At 70.0% G+C, this 25,257-nt stretch carries 19 protein-coding genes, 3 tRNA genes and 3 rRNA genes; 24 read left to right on the forward strand and 1 reads right to left on the reverse strand.

Features of this window, described 5'->3' with window-relative positions; genetic code table 11:
* The first annotated feature begins 4 nt into the window (after nt 1–4).
* The 16 genes from recR to DYI95_RS12015 all read left to right on the forward strand — a co-directional run bounded on the left by recR (nt 5) and on the right by DYI95_RS12015 (nt 15,030).
* A complete protein-coding gene (recR, locus tag DYI95_RS00130) occupies nt 5–604 on the forward strand; it encodes a recombination mediator RecR (protein ID WP_006902726.1) in 600 nt (199 codons plus the stop codon).
* A gap of 478 nt (nt 605–1,082) precedes the next feature.
* The gene (locus DYI95_RS11925; RefSeq protein ID WP_203530658.1) at nt 1,083–1,295 is read left to right on the forward strand and encodes a YaaL family protein; all 213 of its coding nucleotides are present in this window, start codon (nt 1,083–1,085) and stop codon (nt 1,293–1,295) included.
* Nucleotides 1,296–1,314: 19 nt separating this feature from the next.
* Nucleotides 1,315–1,605, forward strand: coding sequence for a pro-sigmaK processing inhibitor BofA family protein (locus DYI95_RS00140; protein ID WP_116899630.1), 291 nt, complete (start codon nt 1,315–1,317; stop codon nt 1,603–1,605).
* Between the two features lie 206 nt (nt 1,606–1,811).
* A complete protein-coding gene (gltX, locus tag DYI95_RS00145) occupies nt 1,812–3,338 on the forward strand; it encodes a glutamate--tRNA ligase (protein WP_116899629.1) in 1,527 nt (508 codons plus the stop codon).
* 387 nt (nt 3,339–3,725) lie between these two features.
* Nucleotides 3,726–3,796: transfer RNA gene (locus DYI95_RS00150), tRNA-Gln, on the forward strand.
* A 4-nt stretch (nt 3,797–3,800) separates the two neighbouring features.
* Nucleotides 3,801–3,873, forward strand: a tRNA-Glu gene (locus DYI95_RS00155).
* A gap of 310 nt (nt 3,874–4,183) precedes the next feature.
* Nucleotides 4,184–5,742, forward strand: a 16S ribosomal RNA gene (locus DYI95_RS00160).
* Nucleotides 5,743–5,984: 242 nt separating this feature from the next.
* A 23S ribosomal RNA gene (locus DYI95_RS00165) occupies nt 5,985–8,965 on the forward strand.
* A 99-nt stretch (nt 8,966–9,064) separates the two neighbouring features.
* Nucleotides 9,065–9,181, forward strand: a 5S ribosomal RNA gene (rrf, locus tag DYI95_RS00170).
* Together the 16S, 23S and 5S rRNA genes with 3 tRNA genes alongside form the textbook arrangement of a ribosomal RNA operon.
* Before the next feature lie 179 nt (nt 9,182–9,360).
* Nucleotides 9,361–9,432, forward strand: a tRNA-Asn gene (locus tag DYI95_RS00175).
* Nucleotides 9,433–9,597: 165 nt separating this feature from the next.
* Nucleotides 9,598–10,350 carry a dTMP kinase gene (tmk, locus tag DYI95_RS00180; RefSeq protein ID WP_116901658.1) on the forward strand — a complete coding sequence of 251 codons (753 nt, stop codon included), beginning with the start codon at nt 9,598–9,600 and terminating at the stop codon, nt 10,348–10,350.
* A gap of 213 nt (nt 10,351–10,563) precedes the next feature.
* Nucleotides 10,564–10,893 (forward strand): cyclic-di-AMP receptor, encoded by a 330-nt coding sequence (locus DYI95_RS00185; protein ID WP_006902720.1) that lies wholly within the window; start codon nt 10,564–10,566, stop codon nt 10,891–10,893.
* The gene (locus tag DYI95_RS12855; RefSeq protein WP_116901657.1) at nt 10,886–11,959 is read left to right on the forward strand and encodes a hypothetical protein; all 1,074 of its coding nucleotides are present in this window, start codon (nt 10,886–10,888) and stop codon (nt 11,957–11,959) included. The genes DYI95_RS00185 and DYI95_RS12855 overlap by 8 nt, the downstream gene beginning before the upstream one ends.
* Before the next feature lie 8 nt (nt 11,960–11,967).
* Nucleotides 11,968–13,164, forward strand: coding sequence for a 16S rRNA (cytidine(1402)-2'-O)-methyltransferase (gene rsmI / locus DYI95_RS12860; protein ID WP_116901656.1), 1,197 nt, complete (start codon nt 11,968–11,970; stop codon nt 13,162–13,164).
* Between the two features lie 249 nt (nt 13,165–13,413).
* Entirely contained in the window at nt 13,414–14,478 is a 1,065-nt protein-coding gene (locus tag DYI95_RS00200; RefSeq protein WP_243149771.1) for an IS1634 family transposase, read from the forward strand.
* A 255-nt stretch (nt 14,479–14,733) separates the two neighbouring features.
* Nucleotides 14,734–15,030 carry a hypothetical protein gene (locus DYI95_RS12015; RefSeq protein ID WP_243149772.1) on the forward strand — a complete coding sequence of 99 codons (297 nt, stop codon included), beginning with the start codon at nt 14,734–14,736 and terminating at the stop codon, nt 15,028–15,030.
* A gap of 503 nt (nt 15,031–15,533) precedes the next feature.
* Here the strand turns inward: DYI95_RS12015 and DYI95_RS00205 are convergent.
* Nucleotides 15,534–15,782: an AbrB/MazE/SpoVT family DNA-binding domain-containing protein gene (locus tag DYI95_RS00205; RefSeq protein WP_174266693.1), complete on the reverse strand. Its 249-nt coding sequence runs from the start codon at nt 15,780–15,782 to the stop codon at nt 15,534–15,536.
* Between the two features lie 993 nt (nt 15,783–16,775).
* Here DYI95_RS00205 and metG point away from each other — a divergent pair.
* From metG to purR, 8 genes are all read left to right on the forward strand, one after another.
* Nucleotides 16,776–18,893, forward strand: coding sequence for a methionine--tRNA ligase (metG, locus tag DYI95_RS00210; protein ID WP_116899616.1), 2,118 nt, complete (start codon nt 16,776–16,778; stop codon nt 18,891–18,893).
* Nucleotides 18,890–19,774, forward strand: a complete 885-nt coding sequence (locus DYI95_RS00215) for a TatD family hydrolase (RefSeq protein ID WP_116899615.1) — start codon at nt 18,890–18,892, stop codon at nt 19,772–19,774. The genes metG and DYI95_RS00215 overlap by 4 nt, the downstream gene beginning before the upstream one ends.
* Nucleotides 19,775–20,064: 290 nt before the next feature.
* Entirely contained in the window at nt 20,065–21,027 is a 963-nt protein-coding gene (gene rsmA, locus DYI95_RS00220; RefSeq protein ID WP_116899621.1) for a 16S rRNA (adenine(1518)-N(6)/adenine(1519)-N(6))-dimethyltransferase RsmA, read from the forward strand.
* 70 nt (nt 21,028–21,097) lie between these two features.
* Nucleotides 21,098–21,574: a ribonuclease H-like YkuK family protein gene (locus DYI95_RS00225; RefSeq protein ID WP_006902712.1), complete on the forward strand. Its 477-nt coding sequence runs from the start codon at nt 21,098–21,100 to the stop codon at nt 21,572–21,574.
* Nucleotides 21,575–21,801: 227 nt separating this feature from the next.
* The gene (locus DYI95_RS00230) at nt 21,802–22,089 is read left to right on the forward strand and encodes a Veg family protein (RefSeq protein ID WP_006902711.1); all 288 of its coding nucleotides are present in this window, start codon (nt 21,802–21,804) and stop codon (nt 22,087–22,089) included.
* A 254-nt stretch (nt 22,090–22,343) separates the two neighbouring features.
* On the forward strand, nt 22,344–23,408 hold the full coding sequence (ispE, locus tag DYI95_RS00235; protein WP_116899614.1) for a 4-(cytidine 5'-diphospho)-2-C-methyl-D-erythritol kinase: 1,065 nt from the start codon (nt 22,344–22,346) through the stop codon (nt 23,406–23,408).
* Nucleotides 23,409–23,450: 42 nt separating this feature from the next.
* The gene (locus DYI95_RS00240; protein ID WP_116899613.1) at nt 23,451–24,338 is read left to right on the forward strand and encodes an NTP transferase domain-containing protein; all 888 of its coding nucleotides are present in this window, start codon (nt 23,451–23,453) and stop codon (nt 24,336–24,338) included.
* A complete protein-coding gene (purR, locus tag DYI95_RS00245) occupies nt 24,331–25,146 on the forward strand; it encodes a pur operon repressor (RefSeq protein WP_116899612.1) in 816 nt (271 codons plus the stop codon). Before DYI95_RS00240 ends, purR begins: the two co-directional genes overlap by 8 nt.
* Nucleotides 25,147–25,257: the final 111 nt, after the last annotated feature.

Here is a 25,257-nt window from a genome sequence, read left to right on the forward strand (position 1 = left end):
CGACGTGGAGCACGCGCCTGCCTTTGCCCGCCTGATCGCGGAGCTGGAAAAACTGCCCGGGATCGGCCCCAAGACGGCCCAGCGCCTGGCCTATCACCTGCTCTTCCGTCCCCAGGAAGAGGTTCGCGCCCTGGCAGAGGCCATGGTCCAGGCCCGTGCCAGCGTCCGTTACTGCAGCGTCTGCGCCAACCTGACCGATCGCGATCCCTGCCCTGTTTGCCGGGATCCCGGGCGGGACCCGCGGGTGATCTGCGTGGTCGAGCAGCCCCGGGATGTGGTGGCCATGGAGCGCACGCGGGAGTTTCGCGGTCGCTACCACGTGCTGCACGGGGTCATCTCGCCCATGGATGGCGTGGGGCCCGAGCAGTTGAGGGTGCGCGAGCTGCTGGCCCGCCTGCGCCAGGACCCGCCGGTGGAAGAGGTGATCCTGGCGACGAACCCCACGGTGGAGGGCGAGGCCACCGCCCTTTATCTGGCCCGCCTGATCAAGCCCCTGGGCATCCGGGTGACCCGCATCGCCCGCGGCGTGCCTGAGGGCGGTGACCTGGAATACGTGGACGAGCTCACCCTGACCCGCGCCCTGCAGGGCCGGCAGGCCCTGTAGGATCCGGCAGCCCCCTCCCTTCCTGGTATAAATCCCTGCTTCTGGGGTCCATCTTTCCTCTTGCCGGCCAGCCGCGGCGGTGGTTCAACCGGCGTGTCCCGCCGCATACCGATAGGACAGGGGTCACCGCATGCCGGGACCTCCAGGCCGGCAAGGGGCGTGGAAGGGAATGCACGCAGATCGGGAACGCAGCTGGCAGCGACGCTGGCGGTGGCTGTGGCCCCGGCGGCGGCCCGCCGGCGCGGCCGGGGACGAACAGTCAAAGGTCCTCGGCCTGTGGCGCGCAGGGGGTTCGGGGCCTTCCCGGGATCACCCGGACAGTTCCCCCTCCCTCGCCGGGCGCGGGCGCCCGCGTCAAGTCGCCGGACGGCGTGCGCTCCGCCTCCCCTTCTTCCCCGCCGGGCCGGGCCAGGAAGCCCGGGCTGGGGGCCGGGGACTGCGGACCGGCGGCCCAGAGGCCGAGGCCACCTTTGACTGGGTGCGCGCCGTCGAGGAGGCCCGGCGGGACTGGGAGCAGGCCCGCCTGTATTTCGAATGCGTCACCGACCGGGACCTGGTGGACCAAGCCATCCACCTGGTGCTGGCGGCGGAAAAGCGCTACGCCTACTTGCTGAAGCAGGCGCGCCAGCGGGGCATCCAGGGCCTGCCGGCCCACCCCGGGGATCCAGCGGGACGGAAGGTGGAGCCTTGAAGGCCTTGAAGGCGGGGTGATGGCCATCGCCGGCGACGGCACCTGGGGGACCCTGGGCCTGGCCGCGGTGGTGCTGGGGGCCCTCGCCTGGCGTGCGGCGACGGCGGCCTCCGCTGGCGAGGCCCTAGCGCGCCTGGCGGCCGACCTGGCCATAGGGTCCGGGTGGGTCCTGGCCCTGAACCTGCTGCTGGCTCCCCTGGGCGCCCACGTGGGGTGGAACCCGGCCACTGCCTGGCTGGCGGGCAGCCTGGGCCTGCCCGGTGCCGTGGCCCTGGCGCTGCTGGCGGTGATGGCGCGCTGGCAGCCCTAGCGGCACCCTGCGGGGCGCGCCTCTTGGGCGTTCCGGTGGCCCTCCCCGTGCCCTGCCCCCCTTTCCTTGACGCTGCCAGGCCGCTTTGTTACGATACCGCCGCTCCTGAGGAGGCCGCGGCGGGCCGAGCCGGCCCCTGGCCCGGCGCGCGGCCGGTTCGTCCGGCATCATTTCGCGATTTTCGCGGTCGCGAGGAGGCAAGCCCCATGTCCCAGCCGGTGCGGGTCCGGTATGCGCCGTCGCCCACGGGTTACCTGCACATCGGCGGCGTCCGGACCATCCTGTTCAACTGGCTGTTTGCGCGGAAGCACGGGGGCCGGTTCGTCCTCCGGTTTGAAGACACCGACCCCGAGCGGTCGCGGGATGAATTGATCGAACCCATGCTGGAGAGCATCCGCTGGCTGGGCCTGGACTGGGATGAGGGCCCCGACGTGGGCGGTCCCTACGGCCCCTACCGGCAGTCCCAGCGGCTCGACCTGTACCGGCAGGAGCTCGACCGCCTGCTGGCCGAGGGGAAGGCGTACTACTGCTATTGCACCCCCGAAGAGCTGAACGCCGAGCGCGAGGCGGCGCGGGCGGCGGGCCGGCCGGCCGTCTACAGCGGCCGCTGCCGCCATCTGACCGAGGCCCAGCGGCGGGAACTGGAGGCCGAAGGGCGCCGCCCGGCGGTGCGCCTGCGGGTGCCCGATCAAGGGCCGGTGACGGTCCGCGACCTGGTGAAGGGCGAGGTCGCCTTTGACGTGGCCCAGTTCGGCGACTTCATCATCGCCCGCGCCGACGGGATGCCCGTGTACAACTTCGCCGTGGTGGTGGACGACCACCACATGGCCATAAGCCACGTGATCCGCGGGGACGAGCACCTCTCCAACACGCCCAAGCAGCTGCTGGTCTACCAGGCGCTGGGCTGGGAGCCGCCCCAGTTTGCGCACGTGCCCATGATCCTGGCGCCCGACCGGAGCAAGTTGAGCAAGCGCCACGGTGCGGTGGCCGTCGACGAGTACCGGCGCCAGGGATTCCTGCCCGAGGCGATCCTCAACTACGTGGCCTTGCTGGGCTGGTCCCCCGGAGACGACAGGGAGATCCTGTCCCTGGACGAGATGATCCGGCTCTTCGATCTGGACCGGGTCTCCCATACCGCGGCCATCTACGACGTGGAAAAGATGGCCTGGATGAACGGCCACTACCTTCGCGAGGCCGATCTGGACCGGGTGGTGGAACTGGCCCTGCCGCGCCTGCAGGCAGCGGGACTTCTGGACGCGCCGCCCCAGGGCGAGGAGCGCCGGCGGCTGCGGGCCATCCTGGACGCCGTACGCCAGCGGGTCCGGACCCTGGATGAGCTGGTGGAAGCCAGCCGCTACTTCTTCACCGACGTGGAGGGGTACGACGAGGCCGGGGTGCGCAAGCACTTCGACCGCGACGACGCCATCCCTATCCTCGAGGCGGTGGCGGAGACCCTGGCCCGGGTCGAGCCCTGGACCCAGGCGGCCATCGAACAGGCCTTACGCGGCCTGGCGGAGCGGCTGGGTGTGGGGACTGGGCGAATCTTCCACCCCACGCGCCTGGCGGTGTCGGGGCGCACGGTGGGACCCGGCGTCTTCGATGTGATCTGCTGGGTCGGGCGCGAGCGCTGTCTGGAGCGGATCCGGCGCGCCATCGGGTGGATCCGGCAGCGGCGGGCTGCGCGGGCGGCGGCGCAGCCGGCGGGGCCGCCGGCCGGGCCGGCGGGCGGCTGAGCCTGTGCCTGGCGCCTTCGGGGCCGCCGGTTCCACCGGAGCCGGCCCAGACAAGCCTTGCCGACCGGCTGGGGCCGCCGGTACCGGTTCCCAACCGTGGCATGGAACTCCCCGCCCGCCAACGGGAACACGGGCACCAAGCGTGCATCCGTGTTTCCTCGACCGCAAGCTCGGGTATGATAGGGGCCGGCCGGACAGCTGCGGCCGGTGCGCCGGCAGGCAGGGAGGGACGGGCGTCCCCGGGTTGCACCAGCGGCACCACAGCCTGCTGGCCGGTCTGTGGGGCCAAGCAGTTGTAGCAGCCCGGATGCCGTGCTATAATGCGTGTTGCGCCCGCGGGGCGCCGGTTCGATGGCCTTGACAGGCCCGCGAATCGAGACAACATGATGGGGATTGGGGTAACGGCAGCCCGCCAGGTTCTGGCCCTGGTAGTCCAGGTTCGAATCCTGGATCCCCAGCAGTGCCCCGTTCGTCTAGCGGCCTAGGATACCGCCCTCTCACGGCGGAGACACCGGTTCGAGTCCGGTACGGGGCACACCAGCACCCGGGAGCTTGCTTCCGGGTGCTGCTTCTGCGGCGGCCTCTGGCCGCCTCGGGCGCGCGGCAAGCCGGCGCCGCGGGGTGTTGACAGCGCCGAAGGCCGCTGCTAAGATACCAAACCGTCGGCGCCACGAGCGCCGGGCGAAACGACTGGTCCTTGAAAACGGAGCAGCGCGTGGAGAGGCAGGCCTTGCGAGCCTGGTGGTCACCGGTGCCGTTGCGCGGGAGCGCAGAGGTGGCGGTGGCCGGGCGACGCGGAAAAGAGCGTGAGCCGCGAGAGGACTCTCTTGCGGGAAGGGAACTTTCCGGAGGAGAGTTTGATCCTGGCTCAGGACGAACGCTGGCGGCGTGCCTAAGACATGCAAGTCGAGCGGGGAGATTGGGGAGCTTGCTCTCCGGTCTCCTAGCGGCGGACGGGTGAGTAACACGTGGGCAACCTGCCCGGCAGTGGGGGATAACCCTGGGAAACTGGGGCTAATACCGCATACGGTCCGCGCTCCGCATGGGGTGTGGAAGAAAGGCCGTCGGAAGGCGGTCGCTGCCGGAGGGCCCGCGGCCCATCAGCTGGTTGGTGGGGTAACGGCCCACCAAGGCGACGACGGGTAGCCGGCCTGAGAGGGTGGCCGGCCACACTGGGACTGAGACACGGCCCAGACTCCTACGGGAGGCAGCAGTCGGGAATCTTGCGCAATGGGCGAAAGCCTGACGCAGCGACGCCGCGTGGGGGGAGGAAGCCCTTCGGGGTGTAAACCCCTGTCGTCCGGGACGAAGGTGAGGGGCTGAAAGGCCTCTTGCTGACGGTACCGGAGGAGGAAGCCCCGGCTAACTACGTGCCAGCAGCCGCGGTAAGACGTAGGGGGCGAGCGTTGTCCGGAATCACTGGGCGTAAAGGGCGCGTAGGCGGCCTGGCAAGTCGGATGTGAAAGGTCCCGGCTCAACCGGGGAGGTGCATTCGAAACTGCCGGGCTTGAGGGCAGGAGAGGGCAGCGGAATTCCCGGTGGAGCGGTGAAATGCGTAGAGATCGGGAGGAACACCAGTGGCGAAGGCGGCTGCCTGGCCTGGCCCTGACGCTGAGGCGCGACAGCGTGGGGAGCGAACGGGATTAGATACCCCGGTAGTCCACGCCGTAAACGATGGGTGCTAGGTGTGGGAGGTATCGACCCCTTCCGTGCCGGAGCTAACGCACTAAGCACCCCGCCTGGGGAGTACGGCCGCAAGGCTGAAACTCAAAGGAATTGACGGGGGCCCGCACAAGCGGTGGAGCATGTGGTTTAATTCGAAGCAACGCGAAGAACCTTACCTGGGCTTGACATCACCGCGAACCTGGCCGAAAGGCCGGGGTGCCCTTCGGGGAGCGCGGTGACAGGTGCTGCATGGTTGTCGTCAGCTCGTGTCGTGAGATGTTGGGTTAAGTCCCGCAACGAGCGCAACCCCCGCCCTGTGTTGCCAGCGGTTCGGCCGGGCACTCACAGGGGACTGCCGGTGACAAACCGGAGGAAGGTGGGGATGACGTCAAATCATCATGGCCCTTATGCCCAGGGCTACACACGTGCTACAATGGCCGGTACAACGGGTTGCGAACCCGCGAGGGGGAGCCAATCCCTAAAAGCCGGTCCCAGTTCGGATCGCAGGCTGCAACTCGCCTGCGTGAAGCCGGAATCGCTAGTAATCGCGGATCAGAATGCCGCGGTGAATACGTTCCCGGGCCTTGTACACACCGCCCGTCACACCACGGGAGCTGGCAACACCCGAAGCCGGTGGCCCAACCCGTCAGGGAGGGAGCCGTCGAAGGTGGGGCCGGTGACTGGGGTGAAGTCGTAACAAGGTAGCCCTACGGGAACGTGGGGCTGGATCACCTCCTTTCTAAGGAGTGCCAAGCCGGTGCACCGCACCGGCCCACTCCAGGTCGATCCTGCCTCGACGAAGCGCGCTGCTCGGTTTTCAAGGACCGGGTCGCCCGGTGCCTGGGCGCCCTGGGTTTTGCACCTTGACAGCGGCATAGGGGAAGCAGGAGAGCGTGACGCGGGAAGCCGGTGTGCGCGCCTTGCGCGAATGCACCCGCGGGGCAGCGGTTGGCGCTGCGGCGGGTGGGTGGCGTGCGAGGGCGAGAAGGTAGGAAGGGCACACGGTGGATGCCTCGGCGCGAAGGGCCGATGAAGGGCGTGGTAAGCTGCGAAAAGCCTCGGGGAGCCGCAAGCAGGCGTTGATCCGGGGATGCCCGAATGGGGAAACCCGGCGGGGGGAATGCCCCGTCATCCCGGACTGAATCCATAGGTTCGGGAGGGGAAACCGCGGAACTGAAACATCTCAGTACCGCGAGGAAAAGAAATCAACCGAGATTCCCCGAGTAGCGGCGAGCGAAAGGGGAGGAGCCCAAACCCGGGCGGTGGAGAAGGCTGCCACCGTTGCCGTCCGGGGGTTGAGGGGCGCAGGAGCGGAGCTTGGCAGGGCTCCGGCGGAGTGAGAAAGCCGTCCGCTAGCCGAAGCGGTCTGGAAAGGCCGGCCAGAGAGGGTAACAGCCCCGTAGGCGAAAGCGGAAGGCCTCCGTTGCTGCGTTCCCGAGTACCACGGGGCACGTGGAACCCCGTGGGAAGCTGGGGGGACCACCCTCCAAGGCTAAATACCCGAGCGACCGATAGTGCACCAGTACCGTGAGGGAAAGGTGAAAAGCACCCCGGGAGGGGAGTGAAAGAGAACCTGAAACCGTGTGCCTACAGTCAGTCGGAGGGGCGCAAGCCCTGACGGCGTGCCTATTGAAGAATGAGCCGGCGAGTGACCGTCTGCAGCGAGGTTAAGGGCCGCAGGTCCGGAGCCGCAGGGAAACCGAGTCCGAACAGGGCGCCAGTTGCAGGCGGTCGACCCGAAACCGGGTGATCTACCCATGGCCAGGGTGAAGCGCGGGTAAGACCGCGTGGAGGCCCGAACCAGGTTGGTGTTGAAAAACCATCGGATGAGCTGTGGGTAGGGGTGAAATGCCAAGCGAACCCGGAGATAGCTGGTTCTCCCCGAAACCACTTGAGGGTGGGCCTTCCGGGCTGACGCGCGGGGGTAGAGCACTGCTTGGGCTAGGGGCCTTCGCGGGTTACCGAACTCAGGCAAACTCCGAATACCGCGCGGTGTACCGGAGGAGTTAGAGCACGGGGGATAAGCTTCGTGCTCGAGAGGGAAACAACCCAGACCACCAGCTAAGGCCCCCAAGTCCGTGCTAAGTGGCTAAGGATGTGGGGTCGCTAAGACAACCAGGATGTTGGCTTAGAAGCAGCCATCATTTAAAGAGTGCGTAATAGCTCACTGGTCGAGCGACCCTGCGCCGAAAATGACGCGGGGCTCAAGCACGGCGCCGAAGCTGTGGACGGGCGCAAGCCCGTGGTAGGGGAGCGTTGCCTGGGCGGCGAAGGCCGGTCGTGAGGCCGGCTGGAGCGCAGGCAAGTGAGAATGCCGGCATGAGTAGCGAAAAGGCCGGTGAGAATCCGGCCCGCCGAAAGCCCAAGGGTTCCTGAGCAAGGCTCGTCCGCTCAGGGTTAGTCGGGACCTAAGCCGAGGCCGAAAGGCGTAGGCGATGGAGAACCGGTTCATATTCCGGTACCACCGGGAAGCCGTTACGAGCGATGGGGGACGCAGGAGGGTAGGTACCGCCGGCCGCTGGAGATGGCCGGTGCAAGCGGGTAGGGGAGCCCCGGGAGGCAAATCCCCCGGGGAGTCCTGAGACGCGACGCCGAGCCCCCTCGGGGGCGAAGGGGCCGATCCCCCACTGCCAAGAAAAGCCTCTAGCCAGGCTTCCGGTGCCCGTACCCGAAACCGACACAGGTGGGCGAGGCGAGAAGCCTAAGGCGCGCGGGAAAACCCTCGCTAAGGAACTCGGCAAACTGACCCCGTAACTTCGGGAGAAGGGGTGCCCCTGGGGTGAAGGCCCTGGCGGCCGGAGCGCCGGGGGTCGCAGCGAAGAGGCCCAGGCGACTGTTTATCAAAAACACAGGTCCCTGCGAAGCCGTAAGGCGCAGTATAGGGCTGACGCCTGCCCGGTGCTGGAAGGTTAAGGGAGGGGTCCGGGCGCAAGCCCAAAGCTCCGAACCGAAGCCCCAGTAAACGGCGGCCGTAACTATAACGGTCCTAAGGTAGCGAAATTCCTTGTCGGGTAAGTTCCGACCCGCACGAAAGGCGTAACGACCTGGGCGCTGTCTCGGCGAGGGGCCCGGTGAAATTGAGCGGCCCGTGAAGACGCGGGCGACCCGCAGCTGGACGGAAAGACCCCGTGGAGCTTTACTGCAACCTGTCATTGAACGTCTGCCGGCCATGTATAGGATAGGTGGGAGGCTGCGAACCCGGGCCGCCAGGTTCGGGGGAGCCGACGGTGGAATACCACCCTTGGACGGCGGGCGTTCTAACCGCGGCCCGTCATCCGGGTCCGGGACCGTGGCAGGTGGGCAGTTTGACTGGGGCGGTCGCCTCCTAAAAGGTAACGGAGGCGCCCAAAGGTACCCTCAGCACGGTTGGAAATCGTGCGCGGAGTGCAAAGGCACAAGGGTGCTTGACTGCGAGACCGACGGGTCGAGCAGGGGCGAAAGCCGGGCTTAGTGATCTTACGGTCCTGTGTGGAAGGGCCGTGACTCAACGGATAAAAGCTACCCCGGGGATAACAGGCTGATCTCCCCCAAGAGTCCACATCGACGGGGAGGTTTGGCACCTCGATGTCGGCTCATCGCATCCTGGGGCCGCAGCAGGTCCCAAGGGTTGGGCTGTTCGCCCATTAAAGCGGTACGTGAGCTGGGTTCAGAACGTCGTGAGACAGTTCGGTCCCTATCCACTGCGGGCGCAGGAGACTTGAGGGGAGCCTTCCCTAGTACGAGAGGACCGGGAAGGACCGACCGCTGGTATCCCAGTTGTCCCGCCCGGGGCACGGCTGGAACGCCATGTCGGGACCGGATAAGCGCTGAAAGCATCTAAGCGCGAAGCCGACCCCAAGATGAGGTCTCCCATCCCGTCAAGGGAGTAAGACCCCTGGTGGATCACCAGGTCGATAGGCCGGGCGTGTAAGGACCGCAAGGTCTTCAGCGACCCGGTACTAATCGGTCGAGGCCTTCTCCCTTCATCCCACCCCCCGCCCATCGCCAAGCGTTGCTCCGCTCCCGCATCACCCGCTCCCCGCTCCCCTGTGCCGCTCTCAAGGGGCAAAACCCCCCACCGTTCCGGTGGCCATAGCGGAGGGGTCCCACCCGTTCCCATCCCGAACACGGCCGTTAAGCCCTCCAGCGCCAATGGTACTGGGCGGGCCACCGCCCGGGAGAGTAGGTCGCCGCCGGAACAATTTTTTAACTTTATTCAGTTTCAAAGTGACATCACAGTTCCCAGCCGGGCCGGGCTGGTTGCCGGGTTGGGTAGCACCTCGCAAGACGAGCACCGCGCTGTACGGATCTGGCAGGCGTTCTGACAGGGATTGTAGGGTGCCCTGCCAGAGGCTATAATGGGGACTGTGATGGTCGTTCCAGCGTAGCTCAGCGGTAGAGCACCCGGCTGTTAACCGGGGGGTCGCAGGTTCGAATCCTGCCGCTGGAGCAGGCCGAGAGCCGAGGGGCGACGGTGTTTAGCCGTCGCCTCTCGGCTTTATGGAGCCCGAGCGGGTCCAAACAGACCCGCGGCGGCCCCGCGAGATCCTGTCGAGGAGATAGGGTGCCGGCCGGCGAACCTAAGAAGGACATTGGCGGAGGTCGCGTCAGCTGAGTGGCTGCGTCCCAGCTGAGTGGCTGCGTCAAGGTAGGGCACCAGGACATGGGGAAGGACACGGCGAACGACACGGCGCAGGACCGGGCGGTAAGCGGGCCGGCGGGACGCGGCCCGTTACGGGCTGCCGCCCGGCGCGGCTGGTTCATCACCCTGGAGGGTGGGGAAGGCAGCGGCAAGAGCACCCAGGCGGCGGTGGTGATGGATTGGCTGCACTCCCGCGGCATCCCGTCCCGGCTCGTACGCGAGCCCGGCGGCACGGCCCTCGGCGAGCGCCTGCGGGAGCTATTGCTGGAGGGCGCCGGCAGGCCCGTGCCCGTAGCCGAGATGCTGATGTTTGCGGCGGCCCGCGCGCAACTGGTGGAGACGGTGATCTTGCCGGCCCTCCTGGCGGGTGAGACGGTGGTCTGCGACCGCTATGTCGACTCGAGCCTGGCCTATCAAGGGGCGGGGCTCGGTCTTGGCGCCACCACGGTGTGGAGCGTCAACCGCCTGGCCACGCGCGGGCTTCTACCCGACCTGACGCTGCTCTTTGACTGTCCTCCCGATGTGGCGCGGGCCCGTCTCCGGCGCCCGGCCGACGGCATCGAGAGCCGCGACACCGGTTTCCACCGCCGGGTGCGCCAGGGCTACCTCGACCTGGCGCGGGCCGAGCCGCGTCGCATCGTGGTCATCGATGCCACGCGCCCTGCCCTGCTGGTGGCTGAGGCTGTTCGCGAGGCGCTGGAGCGCATGCTTGTCTCCCGGCTGTAACCCGGGCTTGCCGGGACCGGCCAGAATTCGGCGGCTAATCCGGGTTGCGCATGCCCCGGGCGGCCCGCGCACCGGGACAGGTGCCCGCGATTAAGCTATAAAAACAGGCCCGCAAGACAGGGCCGGAAACAGTCCTGCGCCGGGTAGCCCGTGGTCCGGGCGGCCCTGGGACCTGCGGCGAGGGGCGGACGACCAGAAAGGCGGGTGGCCGCGGTGAAGCTGGTGGTGGCGGTGGTGCAGGATAAGGATGCCGGCCGCCTGATCGAGGAACTGGTGGACCGGGGATACCGGGCCACCAAGCTGGCCAGCACCGGTGGCTTCCTCAAGGAGGGCAACACCACCCTGCTGGTGGGGGCCGAAGATGCCCAGGTGGACGAGGTGGTGGCCATCATCAAGAGGGTCTGCCGGCCCCGGGAACAGGTGGTGACACCGCTGGGGCCCATCGGTGGGGCCGTGGACACCTATGTCCCCTATCCCGTCGAGGTGATCGTGGGCGGCGCCACCATCTTCGTCCTGAACGTGGAGCGCTTCGAGCATGTTTGAACGGGATGGCCAGCCCCCCAATCAAGCTCCGGCAAGGCCCGATTCGTCGCGCGGTGCCGGGGCGCGAAACCATACCCCCTTCTGGTCGCGGCGGGTGGCCCATGCGTACCTGCTGGCTGGGCCCCCGGGCGCGGGGCACCAGGAAGCCGCCCAGGAAGCGGCCGCGGCCCTGCTATGCCTTGCGCCGCAAAGCGGACGAGCCTGTGGAGATTGCGCCGCCTGCCGGCAGGTGGCGGCCGGCACCCATCCCGATCTGCTGGTGCCCGACGGCCACGGCATCGATGCGGTGCGCCGCCTCCTGGCCCTGCTGTCCCTGCGACCGCGGGCGGGCGGGCGGAAGGTGGTCCTCTGGCAGGACGCCGACCGCCTGACGGTGCAGGCGGCCAACGCCCTGCTCAAATCGGTGGAGGAACCGCCGCCCTTCGCCGTCTTTCTCTTTACCACCGACCACCTGCCGGCCATCCTGCCGACCCTGCGATCCCGCTGCCAGGTCGTTCCGTTCCGGCCGCAACCCCGGGAGGAGCGCGCGAAGGACCTGGCGGACCGGTCCGGGTCGTCCTTGCTGGCGGCCTACTGGGCCCTCTGCGCCTGCGGCGACCGCCCTGACGCCGCCCGATCGTACCTGGACGAACCCGGCTGCGCCGCGGAAGCAGAGGTGCTGGAGCGAGCGGCGGCCACCCTGGAGCGGGGCGGTCCGGCTGATGCCCTGGCAGTGGGCCGGGCACTGGCCGAGTGGGGCGACCGGGCGGAAGGGGCCGTGGAGGTCCTGGTCTGGCGGTTGCGGCAGGGCGAGAAGGGGCAAGCGCCCGGCCGGTTGCTGGGCTGGACCCGTGCCCTGGCCGCGTTCCGCCGGGCCTGGCAAGCCAACGCCAACCGCCAGCTGGCCCTGGAGGTCTTCTGCTGGCGGTGCTGGGCGGTGGCGCAGGGAAACGCCGCCTACCCTGCAGTCCGTGCCGCCGCCCCGGCCCACGTCGTCTCGGCGGCGGAGCGGGGTGACCTGGCCATGACCGGCGCCGGACACCCCTCTGGTGTCGTGCCCGGGCGGGGATGGCTTCAGGGGAGGTGACCGGTCCGGTGAGCGGAGGCGGAACCGGCGACTGGGTGCGCCCGGGCACCCTTTACGTTTGCGCGTCCCCCATCGGCAACCTGGGTGACGTGAGTTTTCGCCTGCTGGAGGTCCTGCGCCAGGCGGGTTACATCCTGGCGGAGGACACCCGCCGCACGCGGCGCTTGCTGGCCGCCCACGGCCTCCGCGGCCGGGTGATCTCCTGCCACGAACACAACGAAACCCAGCGGGCTGGGCAGGTGCTGCGCTGGCTGGCTGCGGGCGAGGTGGTGGCGCTGGTCACCGATGCCGGCACGCCGGGTGTGGCCGACCCCGGTGCCCGGCTGGTCGGCCGGGTCGCTGCGGCCGGCTGGCCCGTGGTGCCGGTGCCGGGACCCAGTGCGGCCCTGGCTGCCCTTTCCGTGGCCGGTATCCCGGCATCGCGCATACTGATCGAAGGATTTCTCCCCCGGGAGCGGGAGCGTCGCCGCCGGCGGATCGCCGCCTGGCACCGGTGGGACGGAGCGGTGGTGTTCTTTGAGGCGCCTCACCGCCTGGAGGCGGTCCTTGAGGACCTGCAGGAGCTCCTGCCGGATGCCTACCTGGTGGTGGCCCGGGAAATGACCAAGCAGCACGAGGAGATCCTGCGGGGCCGGGTAGCCCAGCTGGTCCCGGTCCTTCAAGCCGCGCCCCCGCGGGGGGAGTACACCCTGGTGCTGGCGCCTCCCGGGGTTGCGGTGCTGCCGGACCGGCCGGCCCCGGGGGAGGGGTCCGGCACGGCCGGCGCCGGAGCAGGCCCGGGGCCGGACGAGGGAGCGGGCCTCCACCCAATGACGACGGTGTCATGGACGGACCCTGGGCACCCGCGCGAGAACCGATCCGGAAACCGGCCGGTCCGGGCGGCGGAAGGGCCGGAGGCATGGGAAGGCACCGGGAAGGCGGCCGGCGCGGGGGTGGTCAGCCCCGGTGACGATAGGCCCGCAACAGGGAGCGTGCCAGAGGTGCCGGTGCCCCCCGCTGGCCCGGAGGAGTCATGGGAGCGGGAGGCCGTTCCACCCGATCCGGGACGGCTGGCCGTGGAGGTGGCCCAGCGGGTGGCGGCCGGCCTGGCTCCCAGCGCGGCGGCGCGGGAGGTGGCACGCCGGTACGGCCTTAGCCGCAGCCGGGTGTACCGTGCTTACCTGGACGCCGCTGGTACAGGCCGTCCCCCATCGGACACGACCTGAAAAGAAAGGCGTGCACGGGGGGCGGGTCAGGCCGTAGCCATACCAGGCCGTGGCGATAGCGCTCAGGCTCCATACATCATGCTCGGGTTTGACCGTTGACGGCCCTGCTTGGTGCCACGCCGCCCCAGGAACCCGCATGAATCAAGGGGTTTCCATGGGGCGGCGGTTCTTTTGGGTCAAAAGTGTAGTGCCACGTGTATTCGGGAAACACTTGTATGGTAAGCACGAACATGCTATGATGGTTGTGCCATGTTCATCCGCCAGAAGACCTTCAAGAACAAAGACGGCTCCACCCGCACCTACCTCCAGCTCGTCGAGAGCGTGCGCCAGGGCGGCCGCGTCCGCCAGCGGGTGGTCGCCACCCTGGGCCGGCTGGAGGATCTTCAGGACGGCCGCCTCGATGCCCTCATCGAGAACCTGGCCCGCTTCTCCCAGAGCACCTGGCGTCGGCTCGAAGAACAGGCCGAACGTCTGAACGTCCGCTGGTCCAAGCAGTGGGGACCGGCCCTGATCTTCGAGCGCCTCTGGCAGGAGGCAGAGCTGGACAAGGCCTTCGCCGCCCTGCTCGAAGACCGCCAGCTTGCCTTCGATGTCGCCGAGGCCGTCTTCACCATGGTGCTCAACCGCCTCACCGACCCCTGCTCCAAGCGCGGCCTGGTGCGCCAGTGGCTGCAGGGCGTCTACCGGCCCCAGGCAGAGCAGTTGGAACTGCACCACTACTACCGGGCCCTGGATGTGTTGGCCGAGCACAAGGAGGCGATCGAGGATCGCCTCTTCGCCCGGGCTCGCGACCTGTTCTGGACCGAGGTCGACGTGGTGATGTGGGACTGTACATCCAGCTACTTCGAAGGCCGAGGGCCGGAGGGGTTGGCTGCCTACGGCTATTCCCGCGACAAACGCCCGGACCGGCCCCAGCTGGTGGTGGGCGTGCTCATGACCCGGGACGGCTACCCCATCGCCCACGAGGTCTTCCCGGGCGATACCGCCGACAAGGCGACCGTGGCGACCGTGCTGGATGCCCTCAAGCGGCGCTTTCACCTGCGCCGGGTGATCTTCGTGGCCGACCGGGGCATGGTCAGCCGTCCGATCCTGCGGGCCATCGAGGAGGCCGGGATGGAGTACATCGTCGGCATGCCCCTGCGTCGGCACCGGGCGGCCGAGGCGGTCTTGAGCCAGCCGGGACGGTATCGCAAGGTGAACAAACAACTCCAGATCAAGCAGGTGACCCACCAAGGCCAGCGCTACATCCTCTGCCACAACCCCTGCAGGCCGAGCACGACCGCCAGGCCCGGGAGGCGGTGCTCGCGCACCTGAAGCAGCGGATCGAGCGCGGCCAAGCCAAGGATCTCCTGCGGAACCGCCTCGTGGCCCGTTACCTCAAGGCCCTGCCCCAGGGCGCGTTGGTGGTGAACACCGACGCCGTCAAGCGAGCCACCCGCTACGATGGGAAGTACCTGCTGCGCACCAACACCGACCTGGAACCGGAGGCGGTGGTCCGCGCCTACAAGGATCTCTGGCGGGTCGAGCGCGCCTTCCGCACCCCTCAAGTCCGCCCTGGACTTGCGGCCGATGTTCCACTGGACGGAGCGGCGGGTCCGGGGGCACGTCATGGTCTGTTTCCTGGCGCTGGTGCTGGAGAGCCTGTTGTTGCGCAAGCTCCGCCAGCAAAACCCCGAGGCGAGCTACGAGGACGTGCTGAGCGACCTCGCCCAGCTCCATGCCGTGGCGGTGGAACTCGACGGCGAGACCTACCTCACCCGGACCGAGCTGGTGGGCCAAGCCTACGAAGCCTTCAAAGCCGTAGGTCTGCGGCCGCCGGCGCGGGTGCAGCCGATGCCACGTCCCGCCACGACCCCCGCCGGGTAGTGTAGTGGTACGCAGTCCCCGTGTGCCCAAGAAAGCCTTGTGTTTCAAGGGTTCTCAAGGATCACGGTGTCAAAGTCGAGTCATGGCAAGGGGGCCCTGTACAGGCCCCCCCACTCTTTTCCACATTTGTATGCATCGCCGGCAACGCTCCCCGGCCACGCTCTGCCGGGCATCCCTGGCCAGACCTCGGGGCCCGAACTCCCTGCCAGGCGGTCCTTGCCACGGCCCCCCTGGCAGCCACCCCACCTGCAGCAAACCGCCGGCTGCCCACGGCGGCCGTCCCTGCCGGATGGTGGTGAAGGTCCGTCTGGTCGACCCACCTTGCGGTGACGGGTCAAGCCCCGATTGCGCCGGTTCCACATACGCCAGGCCCCGTCCCGGTTCTGCCCCCAACCGGTTCCGGATGGGCGGCGCGGCCGCCTGCCCCGTGGAGCCGCACCAGCCTGGCGGGTGTCTCCCCTGCGGATGCCGTCCGAGCGGGCCCGGGCCGGTCGCCGGTTCGCTCAGCTCGCCCGGGTGGCCATGATGGCCATGCAGCTCTTGCAGACGTTCTTCCCCTTGAAGTTCTCGACGTTGTAGGCGTTCCCGCAGAAGATGCAGGCGGGCTCGTACTTGCGCAGGATGATCTTGTCGCCGTCAACGTAGATCTCCAGCGAGTCCTTCTCCTGGATGTCCAGGGTCCTCCGCAGCTCGATGGGGATCACCACGCGGCCCAGTTCGTCCACCTTGCGGACAATACCCGTAGACTTCATCATTTACCCAGAGGCCCCCTTAACCGCTGATTTCTTTTGCCCCTCTATCAAGACCGTAGCACCAGTACCAAAAAACGTCAAGACACATCTCGACAACGCCAACGGAATGGCTGGGTGGGAAAAAGCTTACGGAACGGGGCCGCCGGCGTTGCCGGGGAACGCCAGGCCGGGCGGCGGTGAACCCGGCCTGGGGCGGAACCCCCGGCCGAACCGTCGAACACCCTGCCGGGCCGCGGCACGCCCGGACGGGCCCCGGACCCCGGTCCGGCTGCGGATCCGCAAGCCCTCGCCGAAGGGCGGTCGGGGTGCCCGCTTGCGGTCTTGGCAGGCGGTGGTGACGCAAAGGCGAGGGAGAGACCTCACCCGGTTGTCCCGGCAGGTCAGGCCATCATCCCGACTGCAAGCGCAGGCAAGGTTACTCCGTGGACGGGCTGGTTCGCCAGCCCCGGCGACGACCCTGCAACGGGCCCAGGCCGAGGATCAGGTGCGGCGGGCCAGGGCGGCTGCGCACGCTGGAGCGGCCCCGGTGCCGGCAAACTTGACAGCGGGGGCACGGCCAAGCCAAAATACGGCGCAAGCGGGAGGAACCCGGGAAAAGGGGGTCTCCCCCCGAAACCCGCAGGCCACCGGTCCGGAACCATAGCAATAGCAAAGGCCATGAAGGGGATGAGTAACCGGTCCGGACGCCCCAGCGAGGCGGGGATGGTGCAAGCCCGCCCGTCCGCCCGGCGAACATGGCCCCGGAGCCGCCGGCCCAACGGCGCCAGCCCAGTAGGCCCGGCCGGGTGCGCCCGTGAACGCGCAAGCCCCGCTGGTGCAGGCAACGCGGCGTCAGGCCTGGCGCTGGCGGGGTGCCAAGGCCCGTCCCCGCAAGGGGCGGGTGAAGCAGGGTGGTACCGCGAGAGTCCCTCGCCCTTGCCGGGCGCGGGGCTTTTTCTTTTGCCCGGCCCGGGCCCATCTTCCAGCCCAGCGGAGGACAGGAGGTGCACGGTGATGGCAGGTTCGTCGGCAACGCAGTTCCCGGCACAGAAGCCGGCCGGGTCGCAGGCCGGCCGCGGCCGGGGCCGGTTCTACATCACCACCCCGATCTACTACCCCAACGACCGGTTGCACATCGGGCACACCTACACCACGGTGGCCGCCGATGCCCTGGCCCGTTACCACCGGCTGCGGGGCGATGAGACCTGGTTCCTCACCGGAACCGACGAGCACGGCCAGAAGATCGAGCGGGCGGCACGCCAGGCGGGCAAGGAGCCCCTGGAGTACATCGATCCCATCGTGGAGGCGACCCGGCAGCTCTGGCAGAGGCTGCACATCAGCTACGACGATTTCATCCGCACCACCGAGCCGCGGCACGAGGCGCGGGTGCAGCAGATCTTCCAGCGCTTGTATGACCAGGGGGATATCTACAAGGGGGTCTACGAAGGCCTCTACTGCACGGCCTGCGAGGCCTACTACACCGAGGCGGAGCTACTGGACGGGGGGCGTTGCCCGGTCCACGAGACGCCGGTGGAGCGGCTGCAGGAGGAAAGCTACTTCTTCCGGCTTTCCCGGTACGCCGAGCCCCTGCTGGAGCACATCGAGCGGCACCCCGGGTTCATCCAGCCGCCCAGCCGGCGCAACGAGGTGGTTGCCTTCATCCGCCAGGGGCTGCAGGACCTCTCGGTGTCCCGCACCTCCTTCCGCTGGGGCATCCCCGTGCCCTTCGACCCGGACCACGTGATCTACGTCTGGATCGACGCCCTGGCCAACTACATCACCGCCCTGGGCTGGCCCGACGGAGACCTCTACCGCCGCTTCTGGCCGGCGGACGTCCACCTGATCGGCAAGGACATCCTGCGCTTCCACGCCATCATCTGGCCCGCCCTGTTGATGGCCCTGGGCGAGCCCCTGCCCCGCTGCGTGTACGGCCACGGCTGGCTGCTGATCGACGGCGGCAAGATCGGCAAGTCCCGGGCGGGCGGCCAGGTGATCGACCCGGTGCAGCTGATCGAGAAATACGGCGTCGACCCGGTGCGCTACTTCCTCCTGCGGGAGGTGCCCTTCGGCGACGACGGCAGCTACAGCGAAGAGGCCCTGGTGCGGCGGCTCAACACCGACCTGGCCAACGACCTGGGCAACCTGGCCTGGCGGACCACGGGGATGATCCAGCGCTTCCTGGACGGGCGCATCCCGCGGCCGCCCGCCGGGGCCAGCGACGGCGTGCTGGCGGCGGCGGCCCGGGAAACGGCGGCGCGGGTGGAACAGGCCCTGGACCGGTTCGACCTGCCGGCGGCCCTGCAGGCCATCTGGGACCTGATCGGCCGGGCCAACAAGTACATCGACGAGCAGGCACCCTGGGCGCTGCGCCGGGAGGGCCGGCAGGACCGGCTGGAGGCCGTTCTCTACGACGTGGCCGAGACGGCGCGGGTGGTCGGGGTGCTGCTCTCGCCCTTCCTGGTGGAGACGCCGGCCCGGCTCTGGACCCAGCTGGGCCTGGGGCCGGACTACCGGCCGGCAGGCTGGCAGCAGGGCCTGGAATGGGGGCAGCTCCCGGCAGGGGCGCGGGTGGTTCGCGACCAGCCCCTGTTCCCGCGCATCGAGCTGGACGAACCGGCGGCACGGGAGGCAGGCGATGGGGTGACGGCAGCGCTGGCGGGCCCTGCGGTGGCGGCGGCTGCCGGGGCCGAGGCCGGCTCTCCGGTGGCAGCGGCTGCCGGGACCAAGCCCACGCCCCAGGCCCGGAAGGCGGCAGCGGCCGGTCCGGCCGGTGCCGGCGGCGGCGCCGCCCCGGCTGGCCAGGTGACCGGCCAGGTGACCATTGAAGAGTTCGGGCGGATCGAGTTGCGCACGGCTCGGGTGATCCACGCCGAGAAGCATCCGCGGGCCGACCGGCTCCTGCGCCTGGAGGTCGACCTGGGCGGGGAACGGCGCCAGATCGTGGCGGGGATCGCTGCCCATTACCGGCCGGAGGAACTGGTGGGGAAGACCATCGTGGTGGTGGCGAACCTCAAGCCCGCCGTGATCCGCGGCGTGGAATCCCAGGGCATGGTCCTGGCGGCGGAGGATGGCCAGGGGCTGGCCCTGCTCACCACCGACCGGCCCATCGGGGAAGGGAGCCGGATCCGGTGAGGCCCGGCGAGGGGGCGGAGGCCCACGGACCGGCCCCGGTGGCCCTGGTGGATACCCACTGCCACCTGGACTTCCCCGACTTCGACCGGGACCGGGACCAGGTGGTGGCCGCCGCCCGGGCGGCCGGGGTGGTGGCCATGATCACCATCGGCATCGACCTGGAAAGCTCCCGCCGGGCCGTGGCCCTGGCCGAGGGGTACCAGGACGTCTACGCCGCAGTGGGCATCCATCCCCACAGCGCCGGGGAGTGCACCGCCGCGGCCCTGGCCGAGCTGCGCCGCCTGGCCGCCCACCCGCGGGTGGTGGCCATCGGGGAGATCGGGCTCGACTACCACCGCGGCCGCGCGGGGGAAGGCCAGCAGAAGAAGGCTTTCCTGGCCCAGCTGGAGCTGGCGGTGGAATTGGGGCTGCCGGTGATCATCCACCAGCGGGACGCGGTGGACGACCTCTGGGACCTGCTGGCGGCGCCGGGCCGGCCGCAGGTGGAAGGCGTGCTGCACTGCTTCAGCGCCGGTCCCGACTGGGCCGCCCGCTGGGCCGCGGCGGGCTGGTTCATCGGGCTGGACGGGCCGGTGACCTTCAAGAACGGCGAGGACGCTCGAGCGACCGCCAGGGCGGTACCCCTGGAACGGCTGCTGGTGGAGACGGACGCGCCCTTCCTGGCGCCCCATCCCTACCGGGGCCGGCGGAACCAGCCGGCCTGGGTGCGGCTGGTGGCCGAGCGGATTGCCGCCGAGCGCGGGCTTCCCCTGGACCGGCTGGCCGCCCAGACCACGGCCAACGCGGCCCGGCTCTTCCGGCTCGCCCTTCCCCAGGTGGCCCCGTCCGGGCCGCCCCGGGGGGAGGAAGCCGGCCACCCGGCGGGGGCCGAAGGCCTCTAGACGGGAGGAGCGGGCGCCGGGGCCGGACCGGCCGGAACCGCGACCGGGCAGGCTGGCAGGATCCGCGGAGCCGGGCAGCGGCGGTGCCGGCGGCCCGCGCCGGTGATGACGCTGCGGGCCGGGCCGTGCGGCCGCCAGGCTGGCCGGCCATCTGGAGCCGCGCGGGCCAGCTGGTGCCGCCGTGGGGATGGTCGTGGGGGCGGCGGTACCGGGCCAGGCGGCCCCGGCCCCGGTACCGGTCCCGGCCCGGATCCCGCCGGTACCACGGGGCCGGCAAGGAGGCACGGGGTGTGGCAGGTTCGTCCGGCATGCAGGGCCAGGAAAGAGGGCACGGGGCCCACCGGGCCACCCACCGGGCCGAGCTGCGCCGGTGGCTCGAACGGTACGGCGTGCGGCCCAGCCGGCGGCTGGGACAGAACTTCCTGGTCGACGACTACTGGGCGGAACGGATCGTCGCCGCGGTGGAACCCGGCCCGGACGATCTGGTGATCGAGGTGGGACCGGGCCTGGGCGCCCTGACGGAGCGCCTGGCGCAGCGGGCCGGCCGGGTACGGGCGGTGGAGGTCGACCGCCGGCTGGCCGCGGCCCTGCGGGAGCGGCTGGGGCACCTGCCGAACCTGGAGCTGGTGGAGGGGGACATCCTGGCCGTCGACCTGGACCGCCTGGTGTCGCGCCGGGACCCGGCGGAGGGGCCGGTCAAGCTGGCCAGCAACCTTCCCTACGCCATCACGTCGCCTTTCCTGGTGCGCTGGCTTGAAGCTCCCATCCGGTGGGAGCGGGCCGTGCTCACCCTGCAGGCGGAGGTGGTCGACCGGCTGGTGGCTGCGCCGGGCGCCGCGGCCTACGGCGCGCTGACGGTCTTGGTCGCCTACCATGCCCGGGTGGAGCGGCTGGGCACCGTGCCGGCAGGAGCCTTCTGGCCCCGGCCGGAGGTGGACTCGGCGGTGGTGCGCCTATGGCCCCACCCGCGCCCGCCGGTGGCGGTGGTCGATCCGGCGGCCCTGTTCGCGCTGGTGCGGGCGGCCTTCAGCCAGCGCCGCAAGCGCCTGGCCAACGCCCTGGCGGCCCACCCGGCGGTGGAGCGGGCGCAGGCCGAGGCGGCGTGCCGGGCGGCCGGGATCGACCCGGGAACCCGGCCCGAGACCGTCGATCTGGAAGGGTTTGCGCGCCTGGCCAATCAGTTGTTCCCCCCGGGGCGACCACCCCTGCCCGGCGGCGGGCCGTCCTTGGATATAATGAATAACGAGCACTGAAGAACAACGAGCACTGAAGCGGCAATCCTTGCAGCGGCTCGCAGCGGGCTTCCGGCCGGGGGGAATGGCCGTGCAGACACCCTTCATCAGCCCAACCCGCGGTGCCCTCTCCTTCGACGGCCTGTGTGCCGAGATCCTGGACTACATCCGTGCCGAACCCGATGCCCAGTACAAGCTGATCATCGGCACCGACTCCCAGGTCCGGCAGCAGACCCAGTTCGTCACGGCCGTGGTGATCCACCGGCTGGGGAAGGGCGCGCGGTACTTCTACCAGGTGCGCAAGCAGCGGAAGATCACCAGCCTGCGGCAGAAGATCTTCTACGAGGCGAGCCTGAGCCTGTCCCTGGCCACCCGCCTGGCGGAGCGGCTGGCCCAGAGGGGCGGGCGGCTGCCCAACGTGGAGATCCACCTGGACGTGGGCATGCAGGGCGAGACCCGGGACCTGATCCGGGAGATCGTCGGCATGGTGGTCGGCAGCGGCTTTGACGCCAAGATCAAGCCCGACTCCTACGCGGCCTCCTCGGTGGCCGACCGCTACACCAAGTGACACCGGCCTGCCGGCGTGCCGCGCCCCTGGGGTGCGGCACGCGCACCGTTGGTCCCTGAAAAGCCCCCTCCACGGCGGCGGAGCGGCGGCCGCGGAGCGGTGGTTGCGCTCACCGACAATTCTCGCTTGACACTCGAAAAAGGCCTCTGGTAGACTACCGCTTTTGACTCGCCCGGGTGAATGCAGTATAATGGGGCTTGAGCTTGCGGGGCAAAAGGGGTGTTCCTGTGGGCGAGTCGCGGAACGTGCTCGCCGAGATCCGGCGAGACCTGGAGAACTACGTGGGCAAGCGGGTCCGCATCCGCGCCAACAAGGGGCGCCGGCGCATCGTCGAACGGGAAGGCACCCTGGAGAAGACCTATCCCAACCTGTTCGTCATCAAGCTGGACGAGGAGTACCAGAACCGCAGGCTGTCGTACACCTATGCCGACCTGCTGACCGCCATGGTAGAGGTCAGCGTGTACAACGGCAACGAGCGCAAGAAGCTGAACTTTTCGGCCTCATCGGCCAGTTGACGGCGTCTCCGCCGGCCGGTGGGACCGAAAAGGCGCAGGGGCGGGAGCACCGCAGGCGCGGTGCTCTTTTCGTTTCCAGCGCACGGCCGTCGACGCCCGCCGGCGCCGGGAGAAACGCGTCCTGCAGGCGGGGGAACAGGAGCTACGCCCTTCAGGACGAAGTGCTCATGGGTTTGTGCCGAAGGTTTGCCAGACGGTTTGTGCTGGACGGGAGCCCCTGGCGGCGGGGCAACGACAGGGGAGGGAGCCGGGCGTTGCAGGACCGCTGGCCGGCGCCGGCGGTGGTGCGGGTACGGGCCTACGCCAAGATCAACCTGCACCTGCGCATCGGGCCGCGCCGCCCTGACGGCTATCACGAGATCGACTCGGTGCTGCACCGGATCAGCTGGCGTGACGACCTGGAACTGCGCTGGCGTGGCGACGGCGCCATTTGCCTGGCGGTCGAACCGGCCGGGGCCGCGCCGGGCGACGGCCCGGGGGAGCCGGAAGCCGGCGCGGATGCGGGGCCGGAACCGGCACCGGCCCGGTTCGTCCCCTCCGGTCCGGCCCCGGCGGTGCCGGGAGCGGAGGCACTCCCCGAGGCGACACCGGGCGGAGGCAATGCCCTGGGCGCACCCCTCGCCCCGCCGGTGCCCTCGGGGCCGGACAACCTGGCCTGGCGGGCGGCGCGCCTGCTGCAGCAGGCGCTGGACGTGCCGGCCGGGGTCGACATCCGGCTGGTCAAGCGGGTGGCGGCGGGAGCCGGTTTGGGCGGCGGCAGTGCCGATGCGGCGGCGGTGCTGCGCGGGCTGCGCCGGCTGTGGAGACTTGCCGTGGACGGTGCCACCCTGCGGCGCCTGGGGGATCAGCTGGGGGCGGACGTCCCCTTCTTGCTGGGCGGGCGGGCCGCCCGGGTCCGGGGGAAGGGGGAGCGGATCCAGGTGCTGCCCTCCTGGCCCGGCCTGGCCCTGGTCCTGGTGCCCCTGCCGCGGCCGGTATCCACGGCCTGGGCATACGGCGAATGGGACCGGCGGTGCGGTGAAGGGCAGGCCGGGGAGGCCTTCGCCGACGGTGGCGCCGTGGCCCGGGCGGTGGCGCGGCGGGATCTGAACAGCCTGGCTTGCCTGGTGCGGAACGACTTCGAACCCGTGGTGGCGGCGGCCTTTCCCGAGGTGGCCGAAGCGCTGGAGCGCATGCGGCAGGAAGGAGCCGTGGTGGCGCGGATGAGCGGCAGCGGTCCGGTGGTTTGGGGGATCTTCCCCCATGGGGAGGCGGCCCGGCAAGCCTGGCGGCGGTTGAGGCGCCGCTACCCCGGCGCCCGGCTGGCCCGTACCCTTTAGGGAGCATGCCGGACGGCGGGAGGAAACGAGGAGGAAGCTGGCGTGGACGGTGTGACGGGAGCCGTGATCCTGGCGGGGCGCCGCAACACCGGTGCCCTGCGCCAGGTGAGCGGCGCGGAGTGGGAGGCGCTGGTACCCCTGGCCGGACGGCCCATGGTGGCCTGGGTGGTGGAGGCCTGCCTTCAGGCGCCTTCCCTGCAGCACGTGGTACTGGCCGGTCCCGACCCCGGTGACGCCGGGGCGGCGTTGGCCCGCGCCCGGCAGGAAAGGCGGTTCAGCGTGGTGCCGCCGGGCAGCGACCTGCTGGGAAGCGTCCGGCAGGGGCTGCAAGCCCTGCATGCGGCCCTACCGGGGGCCACCGGGGTCCTGCTGGTCACCGGCGACGTGCCGCTGATCGACGGCGCCGTGCTGGAGCGGTTTCTGGCCGCCATCCCCGCCGGTGCCGACGTGGGCTATCCCATTGCCCGGCGCCAGAGCATGGAGCGGCGTTTCCCTGGCGCGGCCCGTACCTACGTCCGGTTGCGCGACGGCGAGTTCACCGGCGGCAACGCCCTGTACTTGCGCCTGGCCGCCGCCCCGCAGGCCCTGCAGTGGGCCGAGGCGCTTTACGCTGCGCGGAAGCAGCCCCTCAAGCTGGCCATGATGTTCGGCCCGGCGGTCCTGGTGCGGGTGGTGACCCGCCGGGCCACGGTGGCCGAGCTGGAGCGCCGGCTGGGTCAGCTGGCCGGTCTGCGCGCCCACGCCGTCGAGGTGACCGATCCCGAGCTGGCCATGGACGTGGACAAGGTCGCCGATTATCGCCAGGCCGAGGCACGACTGCAGGCTGCGGCCGGTTCGTCCCCGGAGCGGGAGACGGCCGCCGGGGATGGCACGGGGGCCGGCAGCGTGACCGTCCCGGCACCGCCCGGAGGAGGGCCCCGCCTTGGCTAAGCTCAAGCGCAGCGAGCGGATTGCCGCTCTGGTGAAGCTTCTGGCCGACCGGCCCGGCTACCTGTGGTCCCTCAGCCAGTTCGCCGAGCGGTTCGCCACGGCCAAGTCGACCATCAGCGACGACCTGTCCCTGGTCAAGGCCGTGCTGGACCAGGAGGGGCTGGGGACCATTCGCACCTACCCCGGCGTGGCCGGCGGTGTCACCTACGAGCCGCGGGTGACGGAGGCAGCGGCCTGGCAACTAGCGGAGGAACTGGCCACCCAGCTGCGCGACCCCCAGCGGATCCTGCCCGGCGGGTTCGTCTACATGACGGACCTGCTCTTCTCGCCCACCTGGGCCGAGCGGCTGGGGGCGCTCTTCGCGACCCGCTTCCGCGGGGAGGAGCCCGACCTGGTGGCCACGGTGGAGACCAAGGGCATCCCCCTGGGCCTGATGACCGCCCGGGCCCTGGGGCGGCCGCTGGTGCTGTTGCGGCGGGACAGCCGGGTCACCGAGGGGCCGTCGGTGAGCATCACCTACGTATCCGGTTCGTCCCAGCGGATCGCCACCATGTCGGTGCCGCGCCGGGCCGTGCCCCAGGGGGCGCGGGTGCTGCTGGTGGACGACTTCATGAAAGGCGGCGGCACCGCCCGCGGCATGATGGACCTGATGCGCGAGGTGGGGGCCCGGGTGGTCGGCCTGGGCGTGATGATTGCCACCGCCGAGCCGGCCCGTAAGCTGGTGGAGGACTACTTTGCCGTGGCCGTGCTGGAGGGTGTGGATACCGTGCGCCGCCAGGTGCGGGTCCGGCCCAGCCTGGGGCGCTAGGACGCGGGCGCTTCCGGGCAGCGGCCTGCGACCAGCGGCAGCGGGAGGCGGCCGGCGGGCGGCGCGCGGCGGAGGCTGGCGGCCCGCGGGGGGCTGCCGTGGCAGGCCGGC

It is taken from the genome of Thermaerobacter sp. PB12/4term (assembly GCF_003403315.2).
Lineage (GTDB): Bacteria > Bacillota > Sulfobacillia > Thermaerobacterales > Thermaerobacteraceae > Thermaerobacter.

Bases quoted from the DNA above. Each gene is read 5' to 3' on its own strand.
- DYI95_RS00140 (WP_116899630.1), top strand. From the start codon at position 1,315: ATGGCCATCGCCGGCGACGGCACCTGGGGGACCCTGGGCCTGGCCGCG.
- DYI95_RS00205 (WP_174266693.1), bottom strand. From the start codon at position 15,782: ATGAAGTCTACGGGTATTGTCCGCAAGGTGGACGAACTGGGCCGCGTG.
- DYI95_RS12015 (WP_243149772.1), top strand. From the start codon at position 14,734: ATGTTCCACTGGACGGAGCGGCGGGTCCGGGGGCACGTCATGGTCTGT.
- DYI95_RS12855 (WP_116901657.1), top strand. From the start codon at position 10,886: ATGTTTGAACGGGATGGCCAGCCCCCCAATCAAGCTCCGGCAAGGCCC.
- gltX (WP_116899629.1), top strand. From the start codon at position 1,812: ATGTCCCAGCCGGTGCGGGTCCGGTATGCGCCGTCGCCCACGGGTTAC.
- DYI95_RS00200 (WP_243149771.1), top strand. From the start codon at position 13,414: ATGTTCATCCGCCAGAAGACCTTCAAGAACAAAGACGGCTCCACCCGC.
- metG (WP_116899616.1), top strand. From the start codon at position 16,776: ATGGCAGGTTCGTCGGCAACGCAGTTCCCGGCACAGAAGCCGGCCGGG.